The sequence below is a fragment of the Chryseobacterium aquifrigidense genome, from assembly GCF_006716485.1.
Taxonomy (GTDB): domain Bacteria; phylum Bacteroidota; class Bacteroidia; order Flavobacteriales; family Weeksellaceae; genus Chryseobacterium; species Chryseobacterium vietnamense.
The window spans coordinates 943,801-962,738 of sequence record NZ_VFPD01000001.1 but is presented as its reverse complement, the minus strand read 5'-3'; the positions used below and the strand labels follow the sequence as shown (position 1 = coordinate 962,738).

Genomic DNA, 18,938 nt, shown 5'->3' with positions numbered 1-18,938 from the left:
ATTTTCATTATTTATTTTGATAGACTCTTACGTAATCTATATAATACTTCTGTGGAAAAACCGTATCATCAATACCTTCTTTTCCTCCCCAAAACCCTCCTACTGCAAGATTTAAAATAATAAAGTAAGGTCTGTCAAAAGGCCAAGCTTCATTATTTTTCTCTTTATTCTCGTAGGTGAAAAATTTTTGATCATCGATATACACATCTATCTTCTCCGGTGTCCAGTCTGCTTTATAGACATGAAACTTTTCGCTTGCATCTTTTACAAACAGCGTATCGGTTTTCTGGGTTCCCTGAATATGGTTGTACTTTTTAGTATGAACCGAAGCATGAATATATCCCTGATTATAACCCACATGCTCCATGATATCCAGTTCACCATCATCCGGCCATTTCTTCATATTTTCACTCATCATCCAGATAGCAGGCCATGTTCCGCGGCCTTTGGGAAGTTTTGCTCTTACTTCTACAGTTCCATACTGAAAAGCAAATTTTCCTTTGGTTAAAAGTCTGGCCGAAGTATATTTATTGTTTTCCCAGTTTTCTTTTCTGGCCTCAATAATCAGATTTCCTTTTTCCATTCTGGCATTCTCAAGCCTGTTTTTGGTATAAAACTGAGCTTCCTCATTTCCAAAACCTCCACCTCCTACATCATAATTCCATTTTAATGAATCCGGAAGGCCTTTACCATTAAATTCATCGCTCCAAACAAGTGTTCTGTGAGCATCAGGTTTGTGCGAGGCACAGTTCAAAACAGTAAGGAAAAAAGTTCCTGCTGCGCATATTTTGATGATATTTTTAGCTTTGAGATTCATATATATTAGAGTTTTAAGTTTTGGCTAAAGCCAACTTTTCTGATGTTTTTAATGAGCGGGTTTAACCCGCTCCTATTGAATTTATTTTGTCCAGTTGATTCTTTTGGTCTGTACATGTTGAGAATCAGTTCCGATCATAATATCAAACTCTCCACCTTCCCAGTCAAAATTCAGCTCATCATCAAAGAATTTCAAGTCTTCAGGAGTAAGTTTAAAATCTACTTTTTTACTTTCTCCTTTTTTGATGAATACTTTCTGGAAACCTTTCAACTCTTTAACAGGTCTTACTACTTTGCCGTAAAGATCCCTGATATAAAGCTGAACGACCTCCTCGCCATCATATTTTCCTGTATTGGAAATGGTAACACTGATATTCAGAGTCTGATTTCCTGCAAGGCTTGTTGAACTTAATACCATATCGGAATATTTGAAATCTGTATAACTTAAACCATATCCAAACGGATATTTCGGATCATTATCAAGATCTATATACGCTGAAACATAGTTTCTGTCTGTATTATTTTTTGCCGGTCTTCCTGTATTATAATGATTGTAGTATACAGGAATCTGACCTTCTGTTCTCGGAAAGCTCATTGGAAGTTTCCCTCCGGGGTTTACGGTCCCGAACAGAACATCTGCAATAGAGTTTCCTGCTTCGGTTCCCAACCACCATGTGTAAACAATTGTTGGAATATTATCTGCCGCCCAGTTGAAAATCAGAGGTCGTCCTGCATTGATCATCAGAATGATGGGCTTCCCTGTTTTGGCAATTTCTTTTAATAAATCTTCCTGAACGCCAGTAAAACCAATAGTACTTCTGCTTTTTGCTTCTCCACTCATCGCATGGCCTTCTCCCAGTGTCATAATGACAACATCAGCTTTTTTCGCCGTTTCTATAGCTTCTGCAAACTGGCTTTTATCCTGATCATCCACATTGCAGCCTTTTGCATACAGTAAAGTGGAGTTTTTATCCAATTGATTTTTAATTCCGTCAAATTGTGAAATGATTCTCTGGTTGTCATCTTTGAATGCAACAGACCAGAAACCATGGTTGGCTACTGTTTCTTTACCGAAAGGACCAATCAGAGCTACTGTTTTTGTAGTTTTTGAAAGCGGAAGAATATTTCCCTGATTTTTAAGAAGAACAATACTTTTTGATCCGAATTCTCTTCCAAATTTTCTGTTTTCCTGATTATCGGTCTGTTCTTTCTGTCTTTTTTCATTACTGAACCTGTAAGGATCATCGAAAAGTCCCATTTCAAATTTCTTGGTTAAAATTCTTCCCGCTGCATCATCTACCAGTTTAGGATCTACTTTCCCTTCTTTAACCAGTTTTGGAAGTTCTGCCATATAGACACGGCTTTCCATATCCATATCGCTTCCCCCCTGTATTGCTTTTTCAGCAGCTTCAGCACCATTTTTTGCGTAACCGTGAGGAACCATTTCTCCGATGCTTCCCCAGTCTGAAACTACAAAACCTTTATAATTCCATTTTCCTTTTAAAAGATTTCTCTGAATATATTGGTTGGCTGTTGCGGGAATTCCGTTAATATCGTTGAAAGAGTTCATAAAAGTAGCTACTCCTGCTTCTGCCGCAGCTTTGAATGGCGGAAGGTATGTTTCGTTAAGCTGTCTGAGACTCATATCTACAGAATTATAATCTCTTCCACCTACGGCAGCTCCATATGCTGCAAAATGTTTTGCACAGGCCATTACAGCATCCAGACTTCCCAAACCTCTGCCCTGAAACCCTTTTATCCTTGCCAACCCTATTTTTGTTCCCAGGTAAGTATCTTCCCCGGAACCTTCCATCACTCTTCCCCATCTCGGATCTCTGGCAATATCCACCATTGGAGCAAATGTCCAGTGAATACCATAAGCGGCGGCTTCTGTTGCAGCAATTCTCTCTGATTTTTCTATCATTCCAAGATCCCAGCTTGCTGCCTGTCCTATATTCACAGGAAATGTGGTACGGTATCCATGGATAACGTCCTGCCCGAACAGCAAAGGAATTTTCAGCCTTGACTGCATCGCCAGTTTCTGAAAGGCTCTTGTTTCTTCCGATCCGGCAACATTCAGCATAGAACCTACTTTCCCTTTTTTAATTTCTTCTAAAACAGCAGCAGAGTTGGATTGCTGTGGTCCTGTAGCATATTCAAAACCACTATATTGTACCATTTGTCCAACTTTTTCTTCAAGGGTCATTTTAGACAGCAACTCTGTTACTTTCTGATCAATTGTTTTTTGTCCGTAAGCATTCAGTCCAAATGCGGAAAATGCCAGTAAGAAATAAACTCTTTTCATAGTATCAAATTAAAAAATATAGGTTGCTGTAGAACGTCCTGAAATTGTTACTGCAGCGGTTTTGCCAGCAAATTTAATATTAAAATTCTCATCTGCCTGATTATCGTTCTGTACAATTAAAACTATTTTCCCAAATTGAGTCTTAAAAGCCGCTGTGGAAAGTTTATCCGTCTGTGTGGAAGCGATACGTTGAGAACCTGCAGGAATAAATTTTGAAGCATGTGCAATAATATAATAGGAAACGTTTCTGGTGAAATTCCCGCTATCGGAAACGGTTATTGCTCCTTTACATTCCGTACATCCGCCATCTGTATGAGGGGCAAACTTCGGATCGTTGGCTAGATTCCATTCCAGCGCAATTTTACTCCAGTTTCTCATAGATCCGATGATCACGTTTTTTGTATGCCAGTTCAGATCTTCGGCAAAAGTTCCTTTGGAACCTGTCCATTGTTCAGTAAAGTATAAATTCTTATCCGGGAAAGCATCATGTACCGTACTTAAAGCAGAGATATCTCCTTCGTACAAATGAAAAGCAGATCCGTCTATATATTTGTTTGCTTCGGAATCCTTTAAAATATCAATAGCATATTCAGGTTTGTTGCAATTGTGATCATACACAACAATTTTGGTGGTAATTTCATTGGATTTAAAAACCGGACCCAAATGATTTTTGATAAAATCTCCCTGTTGCTCAGAAGGCATGTATAAACTCGGGTTATTACCAGGATGTAAAGGCTCATTCTGAGGAGTTATAGCATCAATGGTGATCCCTTCTTTTTTCATTCCCTGAATGTATTTTACAAAATACTCAGCATATGTTTTATAAAATTCCGGTTTCAGACTTCCTCCTTTTGATTTTCCGTTGTCTTTCATCCAAACAGGAGGAGACCAAGGTGCTGCAATGATTTTAATGGAAGGATTAATCGTTAGAATTTCTTTCAGCATTGCAATCAGGTTTTTGTCCTTTGCAAGGCTGAATTTTGAAAGAGCAATATCTGTTTGTCCTTCCGGCAGGTCATCGTATGAAAATACTTCGCCATCAAGATCGGAAGCACCAATACTTAATCTTAAATAGCTGATAGAAATTGAATTTCTACCATTTCCAAAAAGTTCGTTAAGCAGTGCTTTTCTTTTGGAAGGCGACAAACGGTTGATTACCTCAACACTTCCTCCTGTTAATGTATATCCAAAGCCATCAACATATTGAAACTTTTGAGCATCATCAATTTCAATATTCTGAAAGCTGTTGGTGTTATTTAAAAATTTAACAGAGGTCTGCTGCTGTAATTTTACACTTTCATCTCCTTTTGTAAGCCAGTACTGTACTTCATTTCCTTTATGGGAAGCCATTGATGTACATGATAAAGGAAAAAGGGCCACACCACTAAGTAGTGCGGCACCTCTAAAGAAACTATATAAGTTGTGAAACTTCATATTTTAGTAACCAGGATTTTGTTTGATCTTCGTATTAAGAAGTTCATTATAAGGAATCGGTAAAAGCTCATTCTTATTGGGTTTAAATCCTCTAGATGCTAATTTGGAAGGTGCTTCTTCCCATCTTACGAGATCAAACCATCGATGCCCCTCACCAGCCAGTTCACGTCTGCGTTCATCTTTAACAGCTTGCAGTGTTACTGGTACTGAAGGCAGCCCAACTCTGGCTCTTACTGCATCCAATAGAGCCTGGGCTCTTGCACCAGAGCCGTTTAATGCTTCGGCTTCCATTAAGTAAGTATCTGCCAGCCTGATTACGATATAATTCCTGCTGTAGTTAAGCTCCGGAGCTCCGGGAAGATTGGATACCTCATCTCTTCTGGGAAGATATTTATTCAAAAAATAACCGGTATCATTATGAGCGGGTGAATATTTGATCTCTCCGCTTGCAGTCAGTTGTTTTGCGTTCAGGATCGTGGCATTCACTCTCGGATCGTCCTTCAGGAAATTATAAAGATCTTCTGTTGCAGTATTAAATGCCCATCCTGAAACAATATCAGGTGCTGTAGTCTTTAATCTATCATATCCTCTCGGTCCTATCATTATACAGATAGAGTTTCCTTCATCCTTTCCTTGCCCCCAGAAGCCCCAGTCTGAATTTCCTTTATTGGTATGCATCACTTCCAGAATAGATTCTGTGGTGAACTTGTTGTCCTGTCTCCACAGGTCATTATAATTGGCAATTAATTTATATCCGTACTGACTGGCTTGTCCCGGCGTTCCGTTCACTTCTGCAAATTGGGCTGCAGCAAGATCTTTCTTATTGTTATACAGATAAATTTTTCCCAGGATAGCTCTGGCTGTCCCCTGGCTTATCCTTCCTACCTCAGCTTTGTTAGTAGGTGCAATAGATAGCGGAAGATCATTAATGGATGCTACAATATCTGATTCAATCTGCTCATACACTTTCTGAGTCTCTGCCTGAGGGATATTATAATAATCATCGGTTGCTGTAATAGGCTGTAAGATGAGAGGAATATTTCCAAACATTTTCAGCAGCTCAAAATAGTAAAGTGCTCTCAGCGTTTTAGCTTCAGCAATAAATCTCTTGCGTACCTGATCATTCATTTTAGCACCCGGAATTCTCTGAATAAGGAGATTTGCTCTTGCAATTCCCTGGTAGAAATCATTCCAGTAGGTTTTGGGAACAGTGATCTGATCAATGGAATAGTTAGAGAAACTTTGTATTCCGGTACCGTCTGTAGGACTTCCGCCGCCGGAATAGAAATCATCGGAAGCTGCGTTAAAGAAAGTGACCGTATTTTCAAACCCGCCAGAATATTTTCTTAGCAGGTCATACACTGATACCAGCGCACTAAAAGACTGCTCTTCATTCTGGAAGTAGTTATTGGAGTCAAAAGCTCCTTTATTCTGTACATCTTCAATGAACTCATCACCACAGGATACGGAACTGAATCCAATACCTGATGTAAGTGCGATCAGTACTATTGCTTTATAGAATCTATTTTTCATGTTTGTTTTTTAAAATTGAATGTTAGCACCAAATATGAATGTTCTGGCCTGTGGATAATATGCCCTATCTATACCATAGGAATCATTAACTGCAATTTCAGGATCATATCCTGTATATTTTGTAAAAGTGAAAAGATTTTCTCCTGTTACATAAAACCTTACCTTACTGGCACCAAAGCGTTTGGAAATTTCTACCGGCAGCGTATATCCCAGCTGAACCAGTTTAATTCTCATAAAATCTCCTTTCTGAAGATAATAGTCGGACATTTTGGTGTAATTTTCATTTTTATCATCGGCATCCAATCTTGCCACTGTATTTGAAGTACCTGGTCCTGTCCATCGATCAAGAATTGTAGTTTGGTAATTACTGTAGAACAGATCAAGTCTTCTGAGACCCTGGAAAATCTTATTTCCTCCCTGACCTTGTAAAAACACCATCAGATCTATGTTCTTATAATTAAGATTTAATGTTAAACCATAGGTAAACTTAGGGACAGAACTTCCCAGATATTCATAATCATCCTGATTGATTCTGCCATCGCCATTTACATCAAGTCTTTTGAAATCACCAGGCTTGGCATTAGGCTGTATCAGGCCACCACTGGCATTTCTATAGGCATCAATTTCTGCCTGTGTCTGGAAGATACCCAGATTCTGATATCCATAAAAAGCTCCGTAAGGTGAACCCACCTGGAATCTTGTTACCGGTCCCATAGACTGGAAAGATGCAAAGTTTTCGTAGATTTTATCATCTTCAAGTCTTGTTACTTCATTCTTTAAATAAGAGAAGTTACCATTTACTGAAATTCCGAAATCAGACCAGGTCTTTTTATATCCCAGATTAACTTCAACACCAGTATTGTTCATATCCCCCACATTCCTCCAAGGTCTGTCCGGGGCACCTACATATCCTGGAATATCTACCTGGCGAAGAATATCCGTTGTTTTCTTCTTAAACCAATCCACTGTCAAAGTAAAATCATTTAAGAATTTCAAATCGGCAGCAATATTCAACTGAGAAGTCTCTTCCCAGCGAAGATCCGGGTTTTCAAGAGTAGTTGGAGCATATCCGATAATGATATTATTATCACCATAAGTATAATTGCTTCCTGATTTAAGGAAGTTGGCAAACCTGAAGTTTTCAATAGCATCATTACCTAAAACACCATATCCTCCCCTGAACTTCAAAGTGTTAACGATCTTATTCTCCGGCCAGAAATTTTCGTTGGAGACATTCCATCCCAAAGAGAAGGCAGGAAAGTTCCCCCAATGTCTGTTTTTTGCAAATTTAGAAGAACCATCTCTACGGATTGTACCGGTAAACAGGTATTTATCTTCATAATCGTAAATCACTCTGGCAAAATAAGAGGCCTTGTGGGTTTCAACCCCGTCATAAGCTGATGTTGAACGGTTTTCCTGAGGAACATCAAAATTAAAGGACGCGTCCTCCCAGTTATTAACCGGCAGGTTGATATAGGTGGTATTATTTCCGGAACCTATATTATAAAAGTAAGCTCCCTGTCCGATTAATACACTCAAATTATGATTTCCCCATTTATTCTGATACGTCAATGTATTTTCCGTATTCCATTCCAGCTTTCTGTTGCTTTCTCTTAAGAAGCTATTAAATACTGTATTTCTTGAATTGGTATTAAGATAAAATTTAGGGGTAAACTGTTCTTTTCCCCAATAAGATAGTTTTCCGTTAAGGGTAGTTTTGAAAGTAAAATGTTGTAAAAACTTTAACTCTGCAAATATATTCGCCACAAAATCATCCGACCAGTTGTATCTTCCAAGCTGAGTTTGTCTGAATGCCAGTGGGTTTGTCATCTCATTCTCTACAATAGTTGATACACCATACGGATTTCCGAAAGCATCTCTAATCAGATAAGGAGAAATACCTGCATTATTGTACGGGCTTGTATTCAATAAGGCAGGATCTGTAACCACTACCTGTGTTATAGGGTCTAAATTGATCGCTGAACTTAAAGGACCTCCGAATTCGTCATTCGCATTAACTCCTTTCGTCTTTTGGTGAGTATAGGAGAATGTTTGTCCAATGGTAAGGAAATCAAAAACTTTATGGGTAGAATTCAACCTTACATTCATTCTTTTGTAATTTGAAATATCTTTCAGGACAATTCCGTCCTGTTCATAATACCCGAAAGAAGAATAAAAAGTAGATCTGTCATTTCCTCCACTCAGACTGAATTCATGAGACTTTCTTTCAGCAGTGTTGAACACTACATCCTGCCAGTCTGTACCGGCTCCAAAAGATTGAGGATTAGTAAAACGCGGGGCCTTTCCGGCATTAGTCAGAGCTTCATTAATAATAGTTCCGTATTGGCTGGCATTCAAAAGATCCAATTTTTTTGATGCCGATCCCACCCCGTAAAAACCATTATAGGTTAAGTTCATCTTTCCCTTTCTCCCTTTCTTGGTTGTTACAAGAATAACACCTTTGGCTGCAGAAACCCCATAGATCGCTGCAGAGGCACCATCTTTCAGAATTTCCATATTTTCTATATCAGACTGGTTGAGCCATGCAATATTATCCACAACAATTCCATCTACAACCCACAAAGGATCATTACTTCCTGCACCAAAACTTGTTACACCACGAACCCTTACTGTAGCTGCAGACCCAGGCTGTCCGGAATTGGTCACCACAGAAACACCTGCCGCCCTTCCCTGAAGGACCTGTTCAGGCTTTCCTGAAGGAATATCCTCAATATCCTTCGCCCTTACACTGGAAATAGCTCCTGTCACATTACTCTTTTTCTGAGTACCGTAACCGATGACTACCACTTCGTCTATTTTGTTTTCTTTCGCAAGTGTGTCCTTCACCTTGGTGGTCTGGGCACTGAAGTTGGCCGTAAAATAGAGGACGGCAACCACTCCTACGCTTCTTGATATTCTTACATTCATATACAGTTATTGTTTAATTCTCAAATTGAGACAATAAAAATATATTTTTTTTTAATTAATTAACATTCTATTCATAAATATTTTAATTTTTCTTTTATTTTTCAGGGTTAGAAGCCCTATCTTAGCATCAATATTTCATAAAATTTCATAAAAAATTAATAAAGTTATCTCCCAAAATGATCGTCAAGCCTTCAAAAATTTCTCTTCCGTTAAAACTTACCTTTCTCATTTTTTCAATGGTTCTAAACTGTATGGGACTGGTGATTCTGCAGTTGTCAGAAGAGAAAATCACCTATGGAGAACTGGGGCTTTTAGAATCTTTCAAAGATTTACCTATTGCTTTTATTTCGCTTTTTGCAGTGAGCTTTATCAACAAGACCGGACCTAAAAAAGCATTGATTCTGGCCCTGGCTATTGTTGGATTCTGTTGCTGTCTTCTTCCTTTTGTAAAAGTTTTCTGGTTTTATAAATTGTGGTTTGCAATTATAGGAGCCTGTTTTGCTATCGGTAAAATCTGTGTTTTTGGAATTATCAGGAATAATATTTCGGATGAAAAATCCCTGGCAAAGACCATGAATAATGTTGAAGCTTCTTTTATGATCGGGATTTTCGTTGTGAATACTGGTTTTGGATGGGTGATTTCCAGCCAGTACTCGGAATTTTGGAAGTCTGGTTTCCTGTTGATTGCTTTATTATCTGTACTGACTATTTTTCTGCTTTCGAAAATAGAAATAGTAGAGTCAAAACCTATGGAAAGTAAAAGTATTCTCTCAGAATTATCCGGGTTTACCACCCCTGCAGTTGCTTTGTTTTTAGGAGTGGTCTTTTTTATCGTCTTTGTGGAACAGGGATTCAATTCATGGCTTCCTTCTTTTTATAAAAACCATCTGAAAGTCAATTCTTTTTTTGCACTTCAGGCCACTTCTTTTTTGTCTATTTTTTCTTATGCAGGCCGAACAGTTACTGCCAATATTATCAAAAAATTTTCATTACCCAGATATTATATTACATGTATGGTACTTATTATCACCTTACTGTTCATGATACTGGGGATACAGTATTTTGACTCTGAAGATTCCAGATTCTTGCTTTTTTTATTTCCGGTTATTGGATTGTTTCTTTCACCCCTCTACCCCGTGATCAACTCAAGGATGATTGCGCAGGTGGATAAAGATAAGATTAATCTTTTCACCTCGCTTATTGTTATTTTTTCCTCCCTGGGCAGCTCTGTCAGTTCTATTATTATGGCCGTTTTGTTTGAAAAGCAGCTGTTGAATTATTATCCGTTATACATCTTATCTTCTGTAATTCTGCTTTTTGTGATTAGTTTTATATATTTTACTGTCACAAATAGAAAATAGTTTTATTTTTACTGCCATGAAAATCAAAGACACAAAAAGTAAAGAAACGCTACAGGAACTCATTGACACGAAAGATTTCGTAGCGCATATTTCCGTTGACTGCACCATATTCGGCTTTCATAATAACATTCTGAAAGTTTTGCTTTTAAAATATCATGATCTGGATCTATGGTCACTTCCGGGTGGTTTTGTTTTCAATGATGAAGACCTGAGAGAAGCTGCTGAAAGGGTTTTGTTTGAAAGAACACATCTTAAAGGGTTATTTTTGAAACAGTTTCACACCTTTGGAAGAATAGACCGTACAGAGAATAATGTACATCAGATTCTCCTTAAAAATAAAGGAATAACCGTTCCTGAAGATCACTGGATTTTCCAGCGGTTCGTTACAGTAGGATACTGCAGCCTTATTGATTTTTCGCTGGCTGATACCTTCCCTGATGCTTTCAATGAAAGCTGTGAATGGTTTGAAGTCAACAACCTGCCTAAAATGGCATTCGATCACGACAGAATTATAGAGACAGGTCTTGAATATCTGAGAATGAATATCAATACAGAGGTTGCAGCAAGTAACCTGCTTCCTGAAAAGTTTACCATGAAGGATCTTCAGGCCCTTTATGAAACTATTTTAGGACAGAAATTCAGAAGAAATAATTTTCAGCGAAAAATTTTAAGCCTAAATATTCTGGACAGAATGGAAAAACTCTATGATGGCTCAGCCAATAAAGCACCCTATCTGTATAAATTTAAAACTGAAGTTCATAATTCTACCAATCAGTATCCCATCTCTAATGATGAGGAGTCATAAAAATATAAATTTAACCAAAATCATAAATAAAATAGCAGTACACCCCTGAAAATCAATAGTAAAACAAGTTTTTAAAAAAATTTCTCAGACACCACGAAAAATGCTATTTTTAACAAAATCAAAAAATCATGTCATATTATCCTCTTACAAGCATCCCTGATTATTATGGAATTGATGCTTTACTTACTGAAGAACACAAACTCATCCGCCAATCTGTAAGAGACTGGGTTGAAAGTTTTGTAATGCCGCAGATAGATCAGGCCGCTCAAAATCATACAGATATTCCTAATCTTATGAGAGAATTGGGGAAAATCGGAGCACTGGGACCGTATATTCCGGTTGAGTATGGCGGTTTAGGATTAGACCAGATTTCTTATGGTCTGATTATGCAGGAGCTGGAAAGAGGAGATTCTGCAGTACGTTCTGCTGCTTCGGTACAAAGTTCATTGGTGATGTTTCCTATCAACGAATTCGGTTCTGAAGAACAGAAAAAGAAATATCTTCCAAAACTTGCTGCCGGAGAAATGATCGGGTCTTTTGGATTAACTGAACCTAACCATGGTTCTGATCCAGGTTCTATGGAGACTTATTTTAAAGACATGGGAGATCACTATCTTTTGAATGGAGCGAAAATGTGGATCACCAATTCTCCTTTATGCGATATCGCTGTGGTATGGGCAAAAAATGAGGAAGGAAAAGTACAGGGATTAATCGTTGAAAGAGGAATGGAAGGTTTCACTACTCCTGAAACGCACAATAAATGGAGCTTAAGAGCTTCCAAAACAGGAGAGCTTGTTTTTAATGATGTAAAAGTTCCGAAAGAGAATCTTCTTCCTGGAGTAACAGGATTAAAAGGACCTTTATCTTGTCTGAACTCTGCAAGATATGGAATTTCATGGGGAGTAATCGGTGCTGCTATTGACTGCCACTGTACTGCTGTTCAATATTCTAAAGAAAGAAAACAGTTTGGAAAGCCAATCGGTTCTTACCAGCTTCAGCAGAAAAAATTAGCTGAATTCTTAACAGAGATTACAAAAGCTCAGTTACTTTGTCTTCAGCTGGGAAATCTTAAAAATGCACACAAAGCAACGCCTGCTCAGATCTCTATGGCTAAACGTAATAACGTACATATGGCTATTGAAATAGCCAGAGAATCCAGACAGATCCTTGGTGGTATGGGAATCATGGGTGAATTCCCTATGATGAGACATGCCGCAAACCTGGAATCTGTAATTACTTATGAAGGAACACATGATGTTCACTTGCTGATCACCGGATTGGATATTACAGGAATCAACGCTTTCTAAAAAGATAAAAATATAAATGCAGAGAGTCTGGCCAATGGTCAGACTCTTTTATTTTACTCACTTTGCAGAGATTTTATATTCAATGAATAATTATTGATCTTCTAAATTTTTTGTTGTTTTATTAAATTTATTACTTTAATACCACACAAAAACAAACAATATGAAAAAAATCACAACTTTTTTACTAAGTCTTACAGCTCCATTTTACTTTGCCCAGCAGGCTGGTGATGTTGTAAGTGCCGAACAGAAACTGGATTTAACACCTCAGGGAGTCATCAATTTTATCGCCAATAATCTTGGTGATCAGGATGCTCCGGAATTTGCAAACTACCTGAACAGCTTCAATCTCGGGCTGAAAGGGTACAAAATCACTTATTACACCAAAAACGAGAACAATGTTCTTGTAAAAGCAACAGGATTACTGATGTATCCTAATGTACCCTTCAAACTCTCAACAGTAGTATCGGATCATGGAACTACAGACAGCAGACACAATGTTCCGTCTAATTTTAAAGGAGCTTTAACCGCTGGATTTGTTGTTGAACTATCCTATGTACTCAACGGTTATATTTTGATGGCACCCGACTACGTAGGGATGGGAACTGGGGACGGAACTCACCCATATGTAGATTATGCCACAGAAGCCGGAGCTACAATAGATTTTATAACAGCCGCAAATAAAGTATTGGCCCAACTGAACATTAAACGTTATGATGAATATTTCCTGGCCGGCTATTCACAAGGCGCTCACGCTGCTATGTCTACATTAAAAAGATTAAGCGTTTCAAACCCCACTCAGATAAAATTTAAGTATGCTTACATGGGAGACGGACCTTACGATTTCTCCGGAGTAACGTTAAATAAAGGAGTCCTTGAAAAAGATTTTTATCCTTTCACCTCATTCCTGGCAAATGTCCTTCATACCTGCAACAATACAGGATATAAAACGTATAATAATGATATTTCAGAAGTTATATCTGCCGAATATCTGGACAAATACAATTATCATGTTGTTCAGGATAACGGCGGACTTCTGTGGGGTCCTGTTATATGGAGAAAGCTCTTTACAACCAGCTTCGTTAATGATGTTACTAATAATCCCAATAATAAGCTCAGGCTATGCATGAAACCTAAGGATGTCTACGACTGGTATAATAAAACACCAATGACACTGGGACATTCTACCATAGATTTAGCTATCCCGCCAGAAAATACGTCCAAAACTATTGATGTTCAGCGTGGCTACTATCCATGGTGGGATCTGAATAAATATAAACTGGATTCTTTTTACTGGGGACCATTAGGACATGTGGGAGGAATTCTTCCTTTTACATTAGCTTCCAATGCTAAATTCAATACGCTGAGAAGCGGCGGATTTCTTAATGAATGGGCTATTGCAGGGGCAATTTTCGGTAAGCAGTCAGCAGAGAAAGCATCTGAAAGGCCTTCCCTTCTGTCTTCACAGATCAAGCCTGATCTGGGCAATATGCAGCTGGTTGAAATTACAGATTTCAATAAAGAAAAAACACAGAGCAGAACAGCCAACACCCAAAATTTATCGGCTTTAAAAGACGGAGTCTATCTATTAAAAGTATCGGAAAACAACGAAAATAAAATAATTCCATACATCAAAAACACACCAAAAGAAGTTGCTGAAAACGAAATTGTACAATCTGCAAGCTCATCAGTTTTGCAATTAAAAGTAGATCAGGAGGAACTTACTGCTGTACATATTTTTGATGAAAATAAAACCCTGATCAAAAGTATTTCCCAAAAACAATATCGTGAAGCCGGAGGAATCAACATTCAGGATCTGGAAAATAAAGACTACACATTTGAAGTAGTTACGCCTTATTATAATCTTCAGTTCCGCAAGGCCGTTGGAGGAACAGTGTCATCAGAAAACAGTACTGATATTTATACTCTAAAACAACAAATTATTGCTAAATCCGGCACGGATATTAAAAACGTTAGCATTTACAGTATTTCCGGAGCTCTGATCATTCAGCAGGAAATTAATAAACCAGTGTTTGAATCCAGAAGCTTAGAAGCGGGAGTATATCTTATACAAATCACATTTTCTAACGGAAAAACCATCAGCAAAAAAATAAAAGTGTAAACAATCACTCTTCATATCTCATTTCAAGTTAATTTTTGGCACTTCAGCAATGAAGTGCTTTTTTTATCGATGAATAACTCCACAAAAAATAATTGGAGATAAATTTTATTTTAAAAACCTTAAAATTACATAATCCATTATTATTTATCATTTTACAATATCCATTTTCAACTTTTAGCAAAAATTATATTAAAATAGCAAAAATGATTCTTGTCATTTATTTTGAATTATTCTAAATAAAATTAGTAAACTTCTACTGAGCATGCTACTTTTGCCGAAAGAATAATGCCAGATGGTACATCATGACTCCCGCTTTCCTTTGAGGCTTCGATTTTTCAGTTTTCTTATTTTTATCATTACGATGACAGCCGTCAAGGCACAAAACCTAGAATTCATCATCACTTTTGAAATAAAAAGCAAAGATCCGGACTTAGTAAAAGGTTCTGAAATTAAGATTTCCAGTGAAGAAACTTCCTATTCAGTATTTACCGATGATAAAGGAACCGCACAACTCTCTCTTGTGCCTGGAAAATATAAAATAGAAGCCTGGAAAAACGGGATTTCAGTATATACCGGGAAGATATTTGTCACAAAGACAGAAGTTTTTACGCTACACTTTCAGGAGAAACTCAACACCATTGAAGAAGTGGTCATTACGGCGAAAGAAGGAAAAGGGCTTACCTCTTCCTCTATCATTAATCAGCGGGCTATGCAACATTTGCAACCTTCAAGTTTTTCCGATCTTCTGGAACTTCTTCCCGGTGGAAGATCCAATGATCCGGTTCTTAATCAGACCAACAAGATCAGTCTCCGTGAAACCGGAAGGCCTAATACTGATTACGATACTTCTTCGATGGGAACTACATTTTTGGTGGATGGTGCTACGCTCAACTCTAATGCCAACCTTCAGTATTCTTATGATTTTTTAGACAAAACGAATAACGGACTTAAAAGAAGGCTTAATATAACCAGCGGTGTAGATATGCGAACGATCTCTACAGATCAGATTGAAAGCGTGGAAGTTATTCGTGGAATTCCTTCTGTAATCTATGGAAATCTTACGTCAGGAATTGTAAAAATCACCAATAAATCCGGATATACAAAATGGAAAGCCAGATTCAAAGCAGATGGTTACAGTAAGCTTTTTGCCGTAAGCAAAGGTTTTGAAAATAAAGAAAAAGATCTGAAAATCAATGCCGGTCTGGATTATCTGAACGCAAAAACAGACCCAAGAGACCGCCTGGAAAGCTATAAAAGAATTACCACCCACCTTGGTATCATGAAAGAAAAAAAATATGATCATGGAACGGCAAAATGGCAAAGCAATCTTAGTTACACAGGTTCTCTGGACGGTTCAAAATCTGATCCTGACATCGATTTGTCCGAACTGAATTCTTATGAAGTGAATACTCATTTCCTGAGTCTCTCCAATGTATTCAATTATACTAAAAACAAACCGTCATTCTACCGCTCCACTGAAATTCAGGCAACGGTTAACCAGAGATTTGACAAAATAAAACAAACCAAGTTTATCCAGCTTGAGAATGCAACGGCCTTTCCTCTATCCAGAACCGAAGGTGAATATGATGGCTACTACCCTGAACCACGCTACATTTCAAATTATACGGTAGACGGAAAACCACTTGATGTATTTGTCAAAATGATTAATAATTTCCAGCTTAACTATCAATCTATAACGCATGAATTCAATGCCGGATTCGACTGGCAGATGAGTAAAAACTGGGGGAAAGGACAATTATTTGACATTTACAGACCTATTGATCCCAAAGCCACATTCAGACCTCGTGCCTATCGGGATATTCCTTCTTATATGACTTCTGCGTTGTTTATGGAGTCTATCAACTCTTTACATGCAGGTAAGCATAAACTTACACTGGCATTAGGACTGAGAGGAAACACCATGATGAATTTACCTTCTTCTTTCAAAATGAATGGAAAATGGTATGCAGATCCAAGAGCCAGTTTTCAATGGGAACTTCCTTCATTTGATTGGATGCATAAAAAAACAACGATAGCTTTAACTTTAGGATATGGTAAACAGAGTCTGTTCCCCGATCTCAATATTCTGTATCCTGAACTTATTTATAAGGACATCCAGCAACTGAATTACTTTCATAATAATCCAAACTACAGAAGAATCAATTATAAAACACTGATTTACAATCCACAGAACCCGGATATAGAACCTGCCGTGAATGAGAAATTTGAAGCAAGGATAGATTTCAGTCTGGGAGCACATCAGCTTTCAGTCACTGTATTTAAGGAAAATATGCGCAATGCTTTTCGATCTATGAATGAATACGCCTTGTATCAGTACAAAAAATACGATACTTCGGGACTGAATCCTAATGCCATCACTTCCCCGCCGGATGTGAACACACTTCCCTACCAGACAGTGAATGAAAACTTTCTCTATACCACACAGCGAAATGGCAGCAAAGTAGACAAAGAAGGGATTGAATTTCAATATTCTTCCAATAGAATCCCGGTGATCAACACAAGGTTTACCTTAAACGGAGCCTGGTTCCGGACAAAATACGGAAACAGTCTGCCCGTATACAGAGGAAGAGATTTACTGATCAACGGAAGACCTTATCCTTATCTTGGATTATATGAAGGAATGGAGCCCAATTCCGTGAATGAGGTTTTGAATACCAATCTGATGCTGGACACTTATATTCCCCGTCTGGATCTTGTTTTTTCTTCATCATTTCAGTTTTCCTGGTATTCTACGAGGCAAATTCTTCCTATGAGCGGAATTCCAAGCCATTATGTGGATCAGAACGGTACTATATTTCCCTATCATCCGGATTCCGTAAAGGGAACTATTCTGGAAAGTCTGATCATCGCTCAGAATGAGGATGTATACAATACCACAAGAAGACCTATGGAAATGAATCTCAACCTGAAAGTAACCAAAAGTTTCAGAAATAAAGCGATTGTAGTCTCCATGTTCGCAAACAGACTATTCAGCTATTATACTCCTTACACTATCAACGGATTTACCATCAACAGAAAAGGAGCTTATGATCCTTACTTCGGAATGGAAATCAATTTCAATTTATAAACAATTTCAATTCAATAAATTATGTTAAAACATGTATTAAGAACACTGTTCGTATTGTGGGCAGCTTTTGCCATTACAGCCTGTTCTTCAGATTCCAATGAAGCTCCTGAAGCAAAAACCTCATTAAAACTGGAGCTTAAAGTAGTTTCTGACCCTATTCAGGTTAAAGAATATAAAAATATTTCTATCATTTTCAAAGAGTTAAATTCAGGATTTACCATTACCCAAGAGCTAAAAAACACCAATGTTCTGCAGGTTGTTCTTCCTTCAGGAACATATAATATCACTGCAGAAGGAAGCATTATGTACGGTGACAACTCCGGATCGGTAGAAGCTAAAGTTGCCGGTGTACAAAACGGAATCGTTATCAATGGCAATGAAACCAGCAAAACGCTGGATCTCTCTTTGAAATCAGGTAACAGTAGTGATCTGATCTTAGAAGAAGTCTTCTTTACCGGAACCAAAACACCAGAGGGAGCCATGTATTTCGGTGATCAGTATTTTAAAATTACCAATAATACGGACAAGACCTTGTATGCAGATGGTATGCTATTAATACAATCCAGCTTCATGACGAATGAAAAACAGGATTACAGCCCCAATATCATGGGAACTGTTCTATCTGCAGGTGCTATCATCAGAATTCCCGGAAACGGAACGATGTATCCCGTAAAAGCCGGAGAATCTATTATTATTGCCGAAGATGCTATTAATCATAAAGATTTTAACCCTTCATCCATTAATCTATCTAACGCCAGCTTCCAGATTTTCACAGAAGACTCAGATGATATTGATAACCCAGCCGTTCCGAAAATGGTGAATGTCTTTGAAAAAATGGTGATCCATACACAAGGATATTATGCTTATGCCCTGGCACGGATGCCACAGGGGATGACTACCGAAGCATTGATTGCCCAAAACTCCTATACTTACACTTATAACCTTACCATTAACGGTGATGTATATCCAATGGACGGAACTGCTGTTAAAATTCCGAATGAATGGATCACAGATGCAGTCAATTTAAGTGTACAGGATTCATTCCAATGGCTGGTAACCTCACCTTCTTTGGATACGGGATGGACTTCCGTAACTACTTTTGACGGAGATAAAAACCGTTTCGGAAAAGCTGTCCGCAGAAAAGTAACAGGAAAAACAATGGAGGGTAAAAATATCCTTAAAGACACCAATAACTCCACAACAGACTTTGAACATGGTGTAAAGCCATCTTTATTCAATTAA

At 37.9% G+C, this 18,938-nt stretch carries 11 protein-coding genes; 6 read left to right on the top strand and 5 right to left on the bottom strand.

Annotation, left to right across the window (positions count from 1 at the left end; all coding sequences use genetic code 11):
- Window positions 1-7: 7 nt before the first annotated feature.
- The 5 genes from FB551_RS04235 to FB551_RS04215 form a co-directional block, all read right to left on the bottom strand.
- Window positions 8-817, bottom strand: a complete 810-nt coding sequence (locus FB551_RS04235; protein WP_142015382.1) for a glycoside hydrolase family 16 protein — start codon at window positions 815-817, stop codon at window positions 8-10.
- Window positions 818-898: 81 nt separating this feature from the next.
- The gene (bglX, locus tag FB551_RS04230; protein ID WP_142015379.1) at window positions 899-3,121 is read right to left on the bottom strand and encodes a beta-glucosidase BglX; all 2,223 of its coding nucleotides are present in this window, start codon (window positions 3,119-3,121) and stop codon (window positions 899-901) included.
- 9 nt (window positions 3,122-3,130) lie between these two features.
- Complete coding sequence (locus FB551_RS04225; protein WP_142015376.1) at window positions 3,131-4,555, bottom strand: glycoside hydrolase family 30 protein; 1,425 nt, start codon at window positions 4,553-4,555, stop codon at window positions 3,131-3,133.
- Window positions 4,556-4,558: 3 nt separating this feature from the next.
- Window positions 4,559-6,088, bottom strand: coding sequence for a RagB/SusD family nutrient uptake outer membrane protein (locus FB551_RS04220; protein WP_047431337.1), 1,530 nt, complete (start codon window positions 6,086-6,088; stop codon window positions 4,559-4,561).
- A 9-nt stretch (window positions 6,089-6,097) separates the two neighbouring features.
- A complete protein-coding gene (locus tag FB551_RS04215) occupies window positions 6,098-9,016 on the bottom strand; it encodes a SusC/RagA family TonB-linked outer membrane protein (RefSeq protein WP_142015373.1) in 2,919 nt (972 codons plus the stop codon).
- Between the two features lie 176 nt (window positions 9,017-9,192).
- Between FB551_RS04215 and FB551_RS04210 the strand changes: the two genes are divergently transcribed.
- From FB551_RS04210 to FB551_RS04185, 6 genes are all read left to right on the top strand, one after another.
- Window positions 9,193-10,377, top strand: a complete 1,185-nt coding sequence (locus tag FB551_RS04210; protein WP_142015371.1) for an MFS transporter — start codon at window positions 9,193-9,195, stop codon at window positions 10,375-10,377.
- A 16-nt stretch (window positions 10,378-10,393) separates the two neighbouring features.
- Window positions 10,394-11,182, top strand: coding sequence for an NUDIX hydrolase (locus FB551_RS04205; RefSeq protein ID WP_052186977.1), 789 nt, complete (start codon window positions 10,394-10,396; stop codon window positions 11,180-11,182).
- Between the two features lie 128 nt (window positions 11,183-11,310).
- On the top strand, window positions 11,311-12,489 hold the full coding sequence (locus tag FB551_RS04200; RefSeq protein WP_142015368.1) for an acyl-CoA dehydrogenase family protein: 1,179 nt from the start codon (window positions 11,311-11,313) through the stop codon (window positions 12,487-12,489).
- A 160-nt stretch (window positions 12,490-12,649) separates the two neighbouring features.
- On the top strand, window positions 12,650-14,608 hold the full coding sequence (locus FB551_RS04195; protein ID WP_142015365.1) for a T9SS type A sorting domain-containing protein: 1,959 nt from the start codon (window positions 12,650-12,652) through the stop codon (window positions 14,606-14,608).
- A gap of 292 nt (window positions 14,609-14,900) precedes the next feature.
- Window positions 14,901-17,696 (top strand): TonB-dependent receptor plug domain-containing protein, encoded by a 2,796-nt coding sequence (locus FB551_RS04190; protein WP_142015362.1) that lies wholly within the window; start codon window positions 14,901-14,903, stop codon window positions 17,694-17,696.
- Window positions 17,697-17,717: 21 nt separating this feature from the next.
- On the top strand, window positions 17,718-18,938 hold the full coding sequence (locus FB551_RS04185; RefSeq protein WP_142015359.1) for a DUF4876 domain-containing protein: 1,221 nt from the start codon (window positions 17,718-17,720) through the stop codon (window positions 18,936-18,938).